Genomic DNA, 14,056 nt, shown 5'->3' with positions numbered 1-14,056 from the left:
AGCCGGGAGGGGCCGGGCGGGGCGGGAGCCTGAGCGGGGGCCGGGTGAAGGCTGACGCGAGACGAAAGCCGGGATCCTGAGCGGGGATGGGGCGAGCCGTGGTTCGAACCGGGGCCGGTTCGGTGGGGATGGTGGTGCCGGCCCCACCTTCCGGCCTTCCTGTCAGCCCCAATCCAGGTCGGTGGCGGACCGGATTACCCAGGTCCTGGGGTTTTCCTAGGGTTTCGGCATGAACTATTTCCCGGTTCCCCGCAGGCGTTTTCGGGCCGCGCGTGCTCTGCTGTGGATGCTCCTCGCGGTCAGCGCGACGGTCAACGTGGTCTCCAACATGGCCAACGGCGGTGAGGGCAGCACGCTCGGGCTCACCGCGGGGGTGGTCACCGTCGCCTGCGCCGTGGCCCTGACCGTGCGCCACTTCAGGCCGCGTGCGTAGCCGTGCGGTCAGCCCCGCTCGCCGGCGCGGGTTCCACGTGCAGGACGGCCTTGCCGCGGATTCTCCGGTCCCGCAGGTCCGCCAGCACCGTGGCGGTGTCCGCCCAGTCCGTCTCACGTCCGATCTCGGGATGGAGCCGCCCGGTCGCGGTCAGCCTGACCAGGGTAGCCAGGTCGGTTCCATCGGCCACGTCGCTGTCGGCGTAGTGGAAGTGGTGCAACCGGGCGGACTCGGGCCCGGCGAAGAAGTCGAAGAAGCTGAAGGTGGCGGGTTGGCGGCTCGCCTGGCCGAACCAGATGAAGGTCCCCCGTTTGGCCGTCTTCAACAGTGCCTTGGGAGCCGAGTCGCCGCCGACCGACTCCAGCACGACGTCGAACGGTCCCGTGGCCTCCGCCACGTCGTGCACGACGTCCGCCGCGCCGAGTTCGGCCAGCCGTAGCCCGCGTTCCGGCGAGGCACTGACAGCCGTCACCTCGGCGCCCGAGGCGGCGGCGAGTTCGACGAAGTAGTGACCGACGCCGCCGGAGGCGCCGGTGATCAGAATCCTCTTTCCCAGGACGCCGCCGATCCGCCGCATCAGGCGCAGGGCGGTCAGTCCCGCCAGCGGCAGCGCCGCCGCGGTCACGGCTGTCATCGAGCCGGGCAGTACGGCGAGCGAGGAGATGGGGACGGCCGCCTTCTCCGCCCACCCGGCGGACGCGGGATGGGCGACCACCCGTTCTCCGACCCCCGGTCCGGTCCCGTTGTCGGCTGCCCGCACGACCGTGCCCGCGATGTCCTTGCCCGGCCTCCAGCCTTCACGCGGTCTCGCCAGGAGAAAGAACTCCCCCCGGTTGACCGAGAACGCCTCAACCGCGACCAACGCCTCGTCGGGTTTCGGGCACGGGGCCGCCACGTCGTCGTACCGGACCAGGGAATCCAGGTCGCCGGTGGGCACCAGAGCCTTCATGTGAAACTCCTCCTTCTCCATCCGGCGAGCATTCGAAGTTCGGGAAACCCGCCGACCGGTCTCGGAGTCTAAAAACGGTTTCCCGCTCCCGGAAGTCGGCACTTCGAGGTGGCCAGGGCACCTGGAGGAAACCGAAAAGGCCGAGGCTATGATGTCGCCATGGCAGACAGCTCCTCTTCCCGCTGGAACATGCTGAAGTCCGCCTGCCCGACCCGGGAGATCCTCGACCGCATCGCCGACAAGTGGACGATGCTGGTGATTCTCTCGCTGGGAGAGGAGACCCTTCGTTTCACCCAGCTGCGGGCCAGGATCGAGGGCGTCTCCCAGAAAATGCTGACGCAGACCCTTCGCGGCATGGAGTCCGACGGTCTGATCCTGCGCACCGTCTACCCGACCGTCCCGGTGACGGTCGAATACTCGCTGACCCCCCTGGGCCACAGCCTCGCCGGGACGGTGGACGTGGTGCGTGAGTGGGCCTACGGCCACATCGGGGAGATCCTGCTCGCCCGTCAGGAGTACAACGACCGGGAAACGCCGCGGGTGGGCATCGGCTGAGAGCCGGACGGACCATTTGAATCCTCGGCGCGATTTCCGCGTTTCCGCTGGGACCCGTGAACGGGGCTGCCGGTCTCCGCTGCCCGTCCGACCCGACAGGAAAACGTCCGGCGACAAAGCCGTTGGACGGTCACCTGTTCGGAGGTAGGTCACCCGGTGGTGCCCATGGCACCTTTCGGTGCCGTCTTCCGCCCGCGGCCGGCCGTTCGGAAACTGGTGTCGGCTCCGAAATCCGGGGCCGACATCATTGGGAGTAACCATGCCGGTCGTCACTGTGCTTCAGGGTCCGCGGGACATCGAGCCGAAGCGCGAACTGGTCAGGAGGATCACCGACGCCTTCGTCGAGTCGTACGGCCTGCCGCCGGAGACCGTCCAGGTGTGGATCACCGAGGTTCCCGCGGACAGCTGGGGCGTCGCGGGCACGTTGGTGGTGGACGACAAGTAGGCCCGCGGTCCGTACGGCGAGCCGGGCGTTCCGGGACACCGTCTCGATCGCCCGGCACGGCGCCGCCCCCTTCCGGGGAGGAACCTTCCGCGGCAGGGGAAACGCGTAAGCCCGGACCGCTCTCACCGGCGCGTCGTGACCGCTTTCCCGGCGGGGGAATGTCGGTGGCCGGTGTGAGAATCGGCGCCGTGAGCGCAGGCGTGCGGCTGAGGGCCGTTGTGGAGTCCGATCTGGAGTTGTTCCTTGAGCACGAGCACGACCCCGAGACGGTCAGGCGCTCGATGTTCACCCCCAGGGAGCGTGAGGTCTTCATGCGCCACTGGCGGACGCGGGTCCTGGGCGATCCGACCGTCCTGGTGCGGACGGTCACCGTGGACGGCGAGCCCGCGGGAAACGTCGTCTCCTGGTGGGCGGAGGACAGGCGTTTCATCGGCTACGTTCTCGGCAGGCCGTTCTGGGGCCGGGGCGTCGGCACCGAGGCGCTGAGCCTGTTCCTGGCCCTTGAGAGGGTCCGCCCGCTCTACGCCGACCCGTCGGGCGGCAACACGGCCTCGGTGCGCCTGCTGGAGAGGTGCGGTTTCCGGCGCGTCGACACGGTCCGGTACGGCGAGCACGAGCACGTGCTGCTCGCGCTGCCCGAGGGGTGAGCGAAGGGCCAGGGTGATCCATCGCTATATAGTGTGATATCCGGATATTTCATATCAATAAGCCTTTTTCGCTCTCCCGGGGGTCGCCGCCTGGCCGGGGGTGACGCAGGGGAACGGCACCCCGTGATTTCGCTCGCAGCCCTTGTCGTCGCAGGTCATGGGCCGAGCCTCGCCCGCTCCTGTGGAAGCCGGGACGAAAAAGGCTTAATTTATACCGGTGAAAATGGCAAATATGGAGATCCGCATGGAAGCGATCTCTTTTTCCTCTGTGCGGAACCAACCTCACGGCCGGGGCGTTTCCTGAAATAATTCAGCGCGTTGTCGAGTGTCCCTCCGCCCGGCGGGCCGGAGGGCCGACAGGTCAGAGGTGCCGATGGATGCCCTGGTCCAGGTCTCAGGTGGCGACGAGATCACCGAGATCACCGAACTACGCGGGTGGTTGTCCGCCGAACGCGCCCTGACAGGCGGGGTTCGCGTGGTGCGGCGTCCCCCGGCCGAGGGCGAACTGGGCGGGGTGCTCGACACGCTCGCCGTCGCACTCGGGTCGAGCGGTGCCGGGATGGCCCTGGTCAGGGCTCTGACCACATGGCTGCGGACCCGTCGCGCCGATGTGACCATCACGGTGACCTCTCCCTCGGGGACCGTGGAGCTCAACGCGCAGCGGGTCAGGGACACCGCTGTGCTGTCGCTGCTTGAGGAGATCCTGCGGGACGGCGAGGAGGAGATCCTTCGGGACGGCGGCGAGGAGAAGACCCAGCGGGACGGCGATGAGGGGTGACATCCACGACCGTTCGGGCTCGCGGGCCGTTCTCATCGGTACCTCCGAATACTCCGACCGGCGCTTCCCCCAGCTTCCCGCGGTGGCCAACAGCCTGCGCGGCATGGCGGAGGTCCTGACCGATCCCGAACTGTGCGGCTGGTCCGAGGAACAGGTCGAGATCTGGCGAGACCCCACCGACATGCGCAGGCTCGTGCAGAACCTACGACGTGTGGCCGAGGAGACCACCGGCGTGCTGCTGGTCTACTTCGCCGGGCACGGCACCATCACCCGGCGCGGGCAGCTGTGCATGATCCTCAAGGACACCGACTTCACCGACACCGACATCACCGGCCTGGAGTTCGAGCGGCTCAGGGAGGTCCTGATGGACAGCCCCGCCCGGACGAAGATCGTGATCCTGGACTGCTGTTACTCGGGCCGCGCCATCGAGGCGCTCTCCAGCACCGTCGTGGACAGCACCGACATCCACGGCGCCTACACCCTCACCGCCAGCGACCACACCGCCCACGTCGTCTCCCTCGACCAGCAGGCGGACACCCCGACCTCCTTCACCGCCGAGCTTCTCGACCTGGTCCGCACCGGAGTCTCCGGCGGTCCCGAGTGGCTGACGATGAACGACATCTACTCCCACCTGAGACAACGGCTGCGTGGACGCGGGCTGCCCGCCCCCAACCAGCGGGGCACCGACACCGCGATCCACCACCCCTTCGTGCGCAACCAGGCCGCTGACAGGTCACCGTCCGTTCGGCCGGTCCCTCCCTCCAGGAAGGCCCCGCCTCTCAGGGTCGGGCGCCGTGCCGTCCTGGCCACGGGTGTCGGCGCGGCCGCGGCCGCCACGGTCTTCGGCGTCGCCGAGGTCGGCAGACGCTTCTACGGCGGTACGGCGGCCACACCGCGTCCCACGAACACACCGAGCCTGAGCGTGACCCCGACGGTCGACAGGAGCGTCCTGACGGGTCACACGGGTGCGGTGAACTCCGTGGCGTTCAGCCCGGACGGGAGAACACTGGCCAGTGGAGGCGCCGACGGCGGCATCCGGCTGTGGAACCCGGAGAGCGGAGGGGCCGTCGCCGTACTGACAGGGCACGCGGGCGCGGTGAACGCGGTGGCGTTCAGCCCCGACTGGAGAACGTTGGCCAGCGGGGGAGCCGACGGCACCGTCCGGTTGTGGGACGTGGCGAACGAGACCACGACCGCCGTCCTGACCGGCCACACCGGCGCGGTGAACTCGGTGGCGTTCAACGTCAGGGGGAACATCCTGGCCAGCGGGGGAGCCGACCGTTCCGCCCGGCTGTGGACCGTGGCGAGCAGGCGCACCGCCGCGACCCTCACCGACCGTCCTGCGGTCGTGAACGCCGTGCGCTTCGGCACCGACGGAACCGTGCTGCTCACCGCCTACGGTGACAACCACGTGCGGTTCTGGAACGTGGGGACCCACGAGAAGATGGGCCTGCTGACGGTGAACGGGATCAGCTCGGTCAACACCCTGTCCGTGAACAGCAAGGGGGTCATCGCCCTCGGCAACAGCCCCGGCGACGTCACGCTGTGGAACGGGAACGGCGGGGGCCACCCGGAGGACCCTCCTCTGCGCACCGGTAACCCCGTCAACGCGGTGGCCTACCACCCCAAGGCGAGGACACTGGCCGTCGGCACCGGCGACGGCAGGATCCAGCTGTGGGACACCAAGACCCACAAGCACAAGGGGCCGCCGCTCACCGGCCACACGGGTGGCGTCACCTCACTGGCGTTCAGCCCCGACGGCCACACCCTCGCCAGCGGCGGCCTCGACAGAACCATCCGGCTCTGGCGAACCGGCTGAGAAGCCGCCCCGAACCCCACCGCCCCACCCGGATCGGCGACCAAGGCCGCCGGACCGCTCTGAGCCGTGACCAAGGCCGTGACCAAAGCCGTCCCGGACCATGGCCGGAGCCATCGTGGGAACCGGTGGGAACCCGAGAGAACCCGTGGGGTCAAGACCGGACGACGACCCCACGGGCTCCTGGCGGGCCTACCTCTCCGGGGTGGCCACGGCGATGTGCGGGCGGCCGGTCAGCGGGTGGGGGCCGACGTGCGCCCGCACGCCGAACACCTCCTCGATGAAGGCCGGGGTCAGCACGTCGAGCGGCCGGCCGTGTCCCACGACGCGGCCCCGCCTGAGCACCACGATCCGGTCGGCGTAGGCCGCCGCCTGGTCGAGGTCGTGCAGGGCGGCGAGCAGCGTCAGGCCGAGGGAACGGACCAGGTCCAGCAGGAGAAGCTGGGAGCCGACGTCCAGGTGGTTGGTCGGTTCGTCGAGGACCAGCAGCGGCGCCTCCTGGGCCAGCGCGCGGGCCAGGAAGATCCGCTGACGCTCACCCCCGGACAGCGTGGTCATCAGCCGGTCGGCGGCCCAGTCCATGCCGACCCGCCGCAGCGCGGTCGTGACCGCCTCGCGGTCGGCCGCCGTCTCCCTGCCGAGCGGTTTCCTGCGGCTGTGCCTGCCGACGGCGACGACCTCCTCGGCCGAGAACCCGTCGGCCGCCTGGCCGTGCTGGGGCAGTACCGCGCGGCGCCGGGCCGCCTGCCGGGGACGCATCCCCCACAGGTCCTCGCCGTCCAGCCGTACCACCCCGCCGGAGGGGCGCAGCGACCGGTAGACGGTGCGCAGCAGGGTCGACTTGCCGCTGCCGTTCGGGCCGACCAGCGCGACGAACTCCCCGGGTTCGGCGGTCAGGTCGACCTCGCTGACGATGGGGCGCGCGTCGATGCGCGCGCTGACCCCGGCCAGGTCAAGACGCATCGGAGCCCCCGTTCGTACGGCGGCGCAGCAACCACAGGAAGAACGGCACGCCGAACCCGGTGGTGAACACGCCGACGGGCAGTTCGTTGGGGCGGTCGACGACCCTGGCGGCCAGATCGACCAGCACCAGGAACAACGCCCCCGACAGCAGGGACGTCGGCAGCACACGCCGGTGGTCGGCTCCCACGACGAACCTGGTGCCGTGCGGGATCATCAGCCCGACGAACCCGATGCCGCCGACCACGCTGACCACGGTCGCGGTGAGCAGCGACCCGACCAGCAGCAGTCCGACGCGCTGCGCGGCCACCGGCACGCCGACGGCGACGGCCGCGTCCTGCCCGGCCAGCAGGGCGTTGAGCGCGCGGGCCTGGGTCAGCAGCCACGCCACGCAGGCCACGATGACCAGGGCGGGCACCCCGAGGTCGTCCCAGGAGGCCCCGGCGACGCTGCCCATCAGCCAGAACATCATCCCCTGCAGCTCCGTCGGGTTGAGCTGGAGCTGGACGAAGGTGGTGGCCGCCGTGCAGAGGTATCCGACGGCGACCCCGCTCAGCACCAGCCAGGAGTCGAGCAGCTGCCCGGATCGCTGGGCCAGCACGTAGACCACCAGCGCCGAGGCCATCGCGGCGACGAAGGCGGCGCCGGTGACGCCGAGCGAACCGGCCAGCCCGGCCAGCGCCGTACCACCGAGGGCGGGCACCAGCACGGCGCCGAGGGAGGCCGCCGACGAGACACCGAGCACGTAGGGGTCGGCGAGCGGGTTGCGGACCAGCGCCTGCAGCGCCACCCCGGCCACCGCCAGGCCCGCCCCGGCGAGCGCGGCCAGCAGGGCCCGTGGCGTACGGATCTCCCAGACGACCTGTCCGAGCATCGGGTCGGCCTGGTCGCCGTGGCCGGACAGATGCGCCCAGACCACCTGCCAGACCTGGCCGAAGGGTAGCGTGACCGAGCCGACGGAGACACCGAGCACCAGGGCCGCGACCAGGGCCGCCGCCAGTACGGCCAGCAGCGCCCCGGTCGCGGGTCCTGAGATCAGGTGGGGGCGGCTCTTCGCGGGGGTTGCGAGGTCAGTCACCGGGGTGCACCACCCGGGAGATCTTCTCCACGGCCCAGGCGTTGAGCGGGCCGAGGTAGGCGCCGTCGGAGACCACGGTGTAGCTCCTCGACCGGGACGCGGGCCACTGCGGGTAGGCGGCGAACAGCCTGGCCGCCTCCCGCTCGCCGTCCTCCCGGGGGCCGAACAGGCCGACGACCAGGACGTCGACCGGGGCGACGGCCAGCTGCTCCCTGTTGAGGGTGCGCGTCATGTCGGCGGTCTGACCGGCGAAGACGTTGACGCCCCCGGCCGCCCTGATCACGTCGTCGTAGATGCCCCCGGTCATCACGGCGGGCAGGCCGTTGGCGTTCATCATGGACATGCCGGGGTAGGCGATGAGCACCCTCCTGGCGGGGCGGCCGGAGACCCGCGCCCGTACGGCCTCGACCCGGGAGCGCAGCTGTCCGACCAGGTCCAGCGCCCGTTCCTGGACGTCGAAGATCCTGCCGAGCAGGCCGATGAACTCGAAGGTGGAGCCGATGGACTGGCCCCGGTAGGCGAGTTTCTCCTCCGGTGTCGCGTCGGGTTTGCCCATGGCGCAGTTGACCGGGTTGACGAGTGAGGTGATCCCGGCGGCGGCGAGCTGCTCGCGGGTGGCGAAGCCGTTCCTGGCCTCGAACCCGCCGGACCAGGTGGAGACGACCAGGTCCGGTTTGAGGTTGAGCACCTGTTCCGCGGGCACGTCGAAGTTCTTGTTCATGGTCAGCCCGCCGGTCGGCAGCGCCCTGACCCTGCCGACCATCGACGGGTCGTCGGAGACGCCGTAGCTCTGCGCGTTGGCCAGGACGTTCCGCTCCAGGCCGAGCAGGACGAAGCTCTCCGCCTCGCCGACGCTCGTCCCGTTGAGGATCAGCACGCGTCGTGGCGGAGCCTGGAAGGTGATCCGCATGCCGCAGTTGTCGAGGGTCAACGGGTATTTCGTGGGGCCGGGGGCCTCGGTGACCTGGGGTTTCGCGGCGGCCGGGTCTCCGCCCCGGGCGCCGCAGCCGGTGAGGGCCAGGGCCGTCGCGAGTACGGCGGCCAGTGGTCTGGTGAGACGGTCGAAGGACATGGGTGTTCGCGCTTTCTGCCGAGGGGAGAGCGCGCGCCGGGGCACTTTGAGCAGGCACGGAGGCCGTACGGAGGAACACGGGAACCGTACGGGAGGCCACGTAGGAAGGTCGCGGAAGCCGTACGGAAAGGGTGCGCGCCGGCGCGCGGGACCGTGCCGGGCGGCCGTGACGGGCCGTCCGGTGCGGTCGCCGGATGTCAGAGGGCCGCGACCGACGCGGCGCGCGCTCCCGGAGGCCCTCTGCGCACGAGGGCGTGTCTCAGCAGGGTGCGGGCTCGGGGAGCCCTGATCTCCTCGGCCACCGGGACGGTGACCGGGCCGTACGGTTGCGGGGGCGTCAGGATCAGCAGGACCAGCAGGCGCCGCAGCACGTGCCCGGCCAGCTGCCTGGCCAGGGCGCACAGGTTCTCCTCGGCCCAGCGCAGCCACACCGAGGTCGCCACCACGCTCGCCAGGTGCATCAGCGGCATGCCCAGGGCCGAGGTGGCCATGTGGCCCATCTGCCCCGGGGATGTGCCCGTCGTGTGGTGCGCCACCGCCGCCTGCGGCTCGCCGTAGGAGAGCAGGGCGTGCAGGACGACCTGCGACAGGCCGGTCGCGGGAAGGATGGCGCCGAAGGTCCGCTCACGTCCGGTGAGCGCCAGCGCGACCGGCACCAGCAGCAGGACGCCGCCGGCGGCCGCCGCCGGGTCGAAGGATCCGCCGCCGAGCAGGTGACCGAGCACGGCCAGGGTGGCGCAGGTGACGGCGAACCCCGTCGCGCGTACCCACCTCACCGCCGAGAACGGCCCCATGGCGACAGATCATCTCAGACCACCACGGAGACCACCGCACCGGGCGAACGAAGCGGTCCGGCCGGGCCCTCGACGACCCCACCCGCGCTATCCCGGCCGCAGGGCCGCCAGTCGTCGCCTGCCGAAGCCGCTGGCCGCGACGCCGACGCAGGCCGCGCCCAGCGCGACCAGGAAGGCCGCCAGCGGGCCGTACCGGTCGGCGAGGGTGCCGGACAGGAAGGCGCCGATCGCGTAACCGATGACGACGGAGGAGGTCAGCACGGTCATGACCCACGAGATCCGCTGCACCGGGACCGTCATCTCGGCCTGGGTGTAGGCCGTGACGAGGATCGGGGCGATGGTGACGCCGGGCAGCACGATCAGCAGGCCCAGCGGCCACAGCCCGCCGATGTTCAGCCCGCCGACGATCGCCAGCGGCAGACTGAGGACGGCCAGCAGCGCGAAACCCGCCTGGAGCCTGCGGGCGAGCGGGAAGGAGGCGGGCAGCATCGGGACGAAGACCCCGGCCAGGGCGCTGCTCAGCCCGAGGATCGCGTAGATCAGCCCGGCGGCCCCCTCCGAGCCCGCGTCGACCGCGCGCCAGGTGACCCCGGCCTGCACCGAGCCGAAGTAGCAGCCCAGACCGGTCAGCCCGGCGGCGAGCAGGAACACCGGGACGCGCCGCACCGGAGCCGTGGCGGCCCCGTCCCGATCCTCGTGCCGGGTGACCATGGTCGCCGTCGGGTGCAGGGCGAAGGACACACAGGCCGTGGCGGTGAGCGCCGCCGCCATGAGCACCGCCGTGCGGGGGGAGGTGACCGTCGCGATGATGCCGACCAGGGCGGGGCCGAGGACGAAGGCGAACTCGTCGCTCGTCCCCTCGAAGCTCATCGCGGTGGGGAAGCGGTTCAGGGACAGCTTCCCGCGATGGACCAGCGCGGTCCAGCGGGCCCTGGACAGCGGCCCCACCTGCGGTACGGCGGAGCCCGCGACCACCGCGGAGGCCAGCGCCGCCCAGGTGGGCGCGTCCTGTTCGACGCACACCACCAGCAGGACGAGGGCGGCGGCGTGCAGCAGCGCGGCGACCAGCCCGGTCGGCCGGTGGCCGTACCGGTCGGCGGACCTGCCGATGAGCGGCCCGCCCGTGGCCTGCCCGATCGCGAAGGCCGAGGCGGTGGCGCCGCCCAGTGCCAGCGACCCGGTCGCCCCGCTGACCAGCAGCAGCGAGCCGAGCTGGCCCATGGAGGCGGGGATGCGGCCGAGCAGGGTGATCGCCAGGTACCACGGGCCGGTGGTCGCGGGCAGGGCGGCGTAGGCGCGTAGCGCGTTCCAGCGGCTCACGGCGTGTCCGGGGTTCGTCCGTCCGAGGCGCGGAGGTCCACGCCGTACTCCATCAGGACCTCGCGGGGGATCACCTCCAGGGCCCTGGCGTTGGTCGCCGCGAGGTTCACCGGGCAGGCGTGACCGGCCAGGTAGGCCTCGTACCACTTGGCGGCGATCACGCACCAGTGGTCACCCGGCTTCAGCCCGGGGAAGGCCAGGTCGGGCCGGGGGGTCGCGATGTCGTTGTCCACCGTGGACTGGAAGGCGATGAAGCCCTCGTCGACGATCGCGCAGACGGTGTGCCCCTTGGGGTTGTCGGGGCCGGTGTGGCAGTGGCCGTCGCGGCGGTAACCGGTGATCGGGTCGAAGCCGCAGGCCTCCAGCGGCTCGCCGAAGACGTTCAGTGCCTGCTCGGTCATCGTTGGCTCCCGATGGTTTCGTGGTGCGGCGGCACGGGGCAGCGGAAGACGCGCTCGGCGAACTCGGCCGCGACCCGGGCCAGGCGGGCGTCGGCGCCGGGCCGTCCGACCAGCAGCATGCCGACCGGCAGTCCGTCGACGAATCCGCACGGGACGCTGAGCGCCGGGTGCCCGGTGAGGTTGAAGACGCAGTTGTTGTCGTGCATCTCGAAGGGGAGGTCGGTCTCGATCACGGCCTCGCGGGGGTCGGCGGGCAGCGGGTGCGGCGGCATCGGGACACTCGGCAGGACGAGGAGGTCGACCTCCCGCAGGGCCAGGTCCACCTGCTCGCGCAGCCTCCGGCGCAACTGCTGGGCGTAGGCCATGACCTTGCCGTGGGTGGCGTCCCGCAGCAGGGTGGCGCCGACGAGCGCCAGCACCCCGCCGACCGGGATGTCCTCCGGACGGTCGGCGACGGCCTGGCCGAAGGTCTCCCCGAAGTTCGGGTGGTAGGGCCCCTGGTGGTTGTTGCCCTGCAGCCGTGACTCGAAGACGGTGGTCAGGCCGCCCTCGATCGAGATGGGCAGGTGGATGTCCCTGCCGTACCGGTGCAACGGCACCGAGACATCTGACACGGTCAGCCCCAGTTTCTCCAGCGCCCGCGCGGCCCCGCGGACCACGTCGTCCAGGCGCGGGTCGGAACGGCCCGGCCAGCCGAACCCCTCGGTGAGGACTCCGGCCCGCAGCCCGGCCACCTCTTCGGCATACCCCTCGGCGTACGGCCCCGGCACGGCCGCCGCCTCAAGGAAGGCGACCAGGTCGGCGGCGTCCCTGGTCAGCACGCCGATGTGGTCGAGTGTGCGCTCGGTCGGCATGGCGCCGTCGTAGTCGACGATCCCATAGGTCGGCTTGAGTCCGAGGACGCCGCACCAGGCGGCGGGGTTGCGGACCGAGCCGCCGTGGTCGGTGCCGACGCCGTAGTCGGCCTGCCCGGTGGCGACCAGGACCGCGGCGCCGCTCGACGAGCCGCCCGCCGACCGGCTCGGGTCCCAGGGGTTGCCCACCGGGCCGTGCGCGCTGGTGAAGCTCGACCCGGAGTAGCACAGGTCCTCGCAGACCGACGTGCCGACGATCACCGCCCCGGCGTCGCGCATCCGGCCGACGACCACCGAGTCCGAGCCGGGGACGAACCCGGCCATGAGGCGGCTGCCCAGGGTCATCGGCACCCCGCGCACCGCGACGGACTCCTTGACGGTCACCGTCCGCCCGGCCAGCGGCCCGGTTCCCGGCGTTTCGGGGTCGTCGATCCGGTACAGCCAGGCACCGTGCGGGTTGTCCGGACCGCGCGGCACCCGGGTGACCGCGACGGGCGGCGGTTCCGGGGCTTTGGAGGCGCGATCCTCGGCCGCCAGGTCCCGGACGCGGCCGTAGGCGTCGCGCATCCGGTCGATCGCCGGGCCGAGCCTGCCGACCAGCCCGGGGTCGAGGTTCCACCGGCCCGCGACGGCCTCCAGGTCAGCTGAGGTGAAGGAAGGGAGGCTCACCCGCGCCGCTCCGTTTCCTCCGTGAGCGCCTGGCTGGCCGCGACGAACGGTTCGATCGGGATCGAGGTGATCCCGGCGCCGACCCGGCCGCGTCCCGGCTCCCGGTGGGCGAGGCCGTTGTTGATGACGGGTTCGACGCCGAGGGCGCGCACCCGGTGCACGTCGATGCCGAGCGGGGTGCCCAGGAAGTCCTCGGCCGGGATGAGGAACCGCTCGCTCGTCCCGGCGCACAGGGTCCGCATGCGCCGGGTGATCCCCTGGGCCAGGGCCATGTCGCCGCCGACGAAGGACATGATCGCGGGGGCGGCGGTCATCGCGAGGGCGCCGAAGCCCGCGGTCTCGGCGATCATCGAGTCGCCCATGGTCGGGGTGACGTCGTCGAGGGTCGCCCCCTCGACGAGGACCGGGTCGCCGACCGGCGAGGGCACGGTGAACCAGCGGTCGCCGAGGCCGCTGACGCGGATGCCGAACTCCCGCCCGTTGCCCGCCATGGTCGTGACGATCGGGCTGCCCGCGATGCCGCTCGCGGTCAGCGTGACCGCCTTGGCCGCCGAGATCGCGAAGGGCAGCGCGAAGTGCCCGTTGCCCGCGACGAAGGCCACGACCTCCGCCAGGTCCTCCCGGTCGAGGCGGGAGCGCAGCAGGCCGGGGGTGAGCGTGACCAGCAGGGCCGCGCTGGTGGCCACCAGCCGGTTGTGGCAGTCGTCGCCCCGGCGCAGCCCCTCGGCGACCAGGGCGATCAGGTCGAGCGGCTCGGAGTTCGCCACGGCCTCGTCGAGGGCGGGGGCGAGCACGTCGCCGAGCCGGCGCAGCCGCGCCAGCGTCACCTCGTCGTACGACCCGTAGCGCATGGCCCCGCCGATGCCCTCGTTCAGAGGGGAGAACGTCCGCAGCCCGCCGGCGGTCTCGGCGACCACGACGGGGGTGCCGGGGGTGACGATGCCGGCCATGGCCCCCACGGCGCCGGCGTCGTGGCAGGGGCTGATGCTCACCTCGCCGTGGTCGATGATCGCCTCGGCCTCGGCGACGGACCCGGCCTCCTTCTCCAGGAGCAGGCCCGCGATGATCCCGCCCCGCATGGGCCCGGGGATGTCGGCCAGGGCGATCGGCGGTCCCGCGTGCAGGAAGTGTCGTGGCCCGACCTGGTCGGTGGCGTCGCGGGCCTTGCAGACGCGGCGCAGGTGGACGTCGGTGCCGTTGAGGGCGTCGAGTGTCGCCCGGGTCGGATCGGACATGGCGGTGCTCCTGATATGTGGGAAGGCGAAGGCACGGCGGGGTCGCTCGC

General features: G+C 71.6%; 15 protein-coding genes. 6 read left to right on the top strand and 9 right to left on the bottom strand.

Going from position 1 to position 14,056, the window contains the following annotated elements; translation table 11 throughout:
• Window positions 1-229 precede the first annotated feature (229 nt).
• Window positions 230-433, top strand: coding sequence for a hypothetical protein (locus tag ACIBVQ_RS24630; protein ID WP_362913595.1), 204 nt, complete (start codon window positions 230-232; stop codon window positions 431-433).
• Here the strand turns inward: ACIBVQ_RS24630 and ACIBVQ_RS24625 are convergent.
• The gene (locus tag ACIBVQ_RS24625; RefSeq protein WP_399180197.1) at window positions 417-1,382 is read right to left on the bottom strand and encodes a zinc-binding dehydrogenase; all 966 of its coding nucleotides are present in this window, start codon (window positions 1,380-1,382) and stop codon (window positions 417-419) included. The genes ACIBVQ_RS24630 and ACIBVQ_RS24625 overlap by 17 nt on opposite strands.
• Before the next feature lie 159 nt (window positions 1,383-1,541).
• Between ACIBVQ_RS24625 and ACIBVQ_RS24620 the strand changes: the two genes are divergently transcribed.
• The 5 genes from ACIBVQ_RS24620 (at window position 1,542) to ACIBVQ_RS24600 (ending at window position 5,626) form a co-directional block, all read left to right on the top strand.
• Complete coding sequence (locus ACIBVQ_RS24620; protein WP_399180195.1) at window positions 1,542-1,937, top strand: winged helix-turn-helix transcriptional regulator; 396 nt, start codon at window positions 1,542-1,544, stop codon at window positions 1,935-1,937.
• Window positions 1,938-2,196: 259 nt separating this feature from the next.
• A complete protein-coding gene (gene dmpI, locus ACIBVQ_RS24615) occupies window positions 2,197-2,382 on the top strand; it encodes a 4-oxalocrotonate tautomerase DmpI (protein WP_352014399.1) in 186 nt (61 codons plus the stop codon).
• Window positions 2,383-2,570: 188 nt separating this feature from the next.
• On the top strand, window positions 2,571-3,029 hold the full coding sequence (locus tag ACIBVQ_RS24610; RefSeq protein ID WP_352014398.1) for a GNAT family N-acetyltransferase: 459 nt from the start codon (window positions 2,571-2,573) through the stop codon (window positions 3,027-3,029).
• Window positions 3,030-3,402: 373 nt separating this feature from the next.
• Complete coding sequence (locus ACIBVQ_RS24605; protein ID WP_399180192.1) at window positions 3,403-3,807, top strand: hypothetical protein; 405 nt, start codon at window positions 3,403-3,405, stop codon at window positions 3,805-3,807.
• Window positions 3,797-5,626: a caspase family protein gene (locus ACIBVQ_RS24600; protein ID WP_399180191.1), complete on the top strand. Its 1,830-nt coding sequence runs from the start codon at window positions 3,797-3,799 to the stop codon at window positions 5,624-5,626. Before ACIBVQ_RS24605 ends, ACIBVQ_RS24600 begins: the two co-directional genes overlap by 11 nt.
• A 189-nt stretch (window positions 5,627-5,815) precedes the next feature.
• Here the strand turns inward: ACIBVQ_RS24600 and ACIBVQ_RS24595 are convergent, their stop codons facing one another.
• From ACIBVQ_RS24595 to ACIBVQ_RS24560, 8 genes are all read right to left on the bottom strand, one after another.
• Window positions 5,816-6,586, bottom strand: coding sequence for an ABC transporter ATP-binding protein (locus tag ACIBVQ_RS24595; RefSeq protein WP_399180189.1), 771 nt, complete (start codon window positions 6,584-6,586; stop codon window positions 5,816-5,818).
• Window positions 6,576-7,661 (bottom strand): FecCD family ABC transporter permease, encoded by a 1,086-nt coding sequence (locus ACIBVQ_RS24590; RefSeq protein ID WP_399180187.1) that lies wholly within the window; start codon window positions 7,659-7,661, stop codon window positions 6,576-6,578. Before ACIBVQ_RS24590 ends, ACIBVQ_RS24595 begins: the two co-directional genes overlap by 11 nt.
• On the bottom strand, window positions 7,654-8,733 hold the full coding sequence (locus ACIBVQ_RS24585) for an ABC transporter substrate-binding protein (protein ID WP_399180185.1): 1,080 nt from the start codon (window positions 8,731-8,733) through the stop codon (window positions 7,654-7,656). The genes ACIBVQ_RS24590 and ACIBVQ_RS24585 overlap by 8 nt, the downstream gene beginning before the upstream one ends.
• 197 nt (window positions 8,734-8,930) lie before the next feature.
• Window positions 8,931-9,527, bottom strand: coding sequence for a hypothetical protein (locus ACIBVQ_RS24580; protein WP_399180183.1), 597 nt, complete (start codon window positions 9,525-9,527; stop codon window positions 8,931-8,933).
• An 87-nt stretch (window positions 9,528-9,614) separates the two neighbouring features.
• Window positions 9,615-10,847: an MFS transporter gene (locus ACIBVQ_RS24575; protein ID WP_362913615.1), complete on the bottom strand. Its 1,233-nt coding sequence runs from the start codon at window positions 10,845-10,847 to the stop codon at window positions 9,615-9,617.
• Window positions 10,844-11,248, bottom strand: a complete 405-nt coding sequence (locus ACIBVQ_RS24570) for a DUF2237 family protein (protein WP_399180181.1) — start codon at window positions 11,246-11,248, stop codon at window positions 10,844-10,846. The genes ACIBVQ_RS24575 and ACIBVQ_RS24570 overlap by 4 nt, the downstream gene beginning before the upstream one ends.
• Window positions 11,245-12,771, bottom strand: coding sequence for an amidase family protein (locus ACIBVQ_RS24565; RefSeq protein WP_399180179.1), 1,527 nt, complete (start codon window positions 12,769-12,771; stop codon window positions 11,245-11,247). Before ACIBVQ_RS24565 ends, ACIBVQ_RS24570 begins: the two co-directional genes overlap by 4 nt.
• On the bottom strand, window positions 12,768-14,006 hold the full coding sequence (locus ACIBVQ_RS24560; protein WP_352014388.1) for a DUF1116 domain-containing protein: 1,239 nt from the start codon (window positions 14,004-14,006) through the stop codon (window positions 12,768-12,770). The genes ACIBVQ_RS24565 and ACIBVQ_RS24560 overlap by 4 nt, the downstream gene beginning before the upstream one ends.
• Between the last annotated feature and the right edge of the window lie 50 nt (window positions 14,007-14,056).

It is taken from the genome of Streptosporangium sp. NPDC049376 (assembly GCF_044466505.1).
GTDB lineage: Bacteria > Actinomycetota > Actinomycetes > Streptosporangiales > Streptosporangiaceae > Streptosporangium.
Note: the sequence above shows the minus strand (reverse complement) of the source record. Positions and strands in the feature narration are given on the sequence as shown.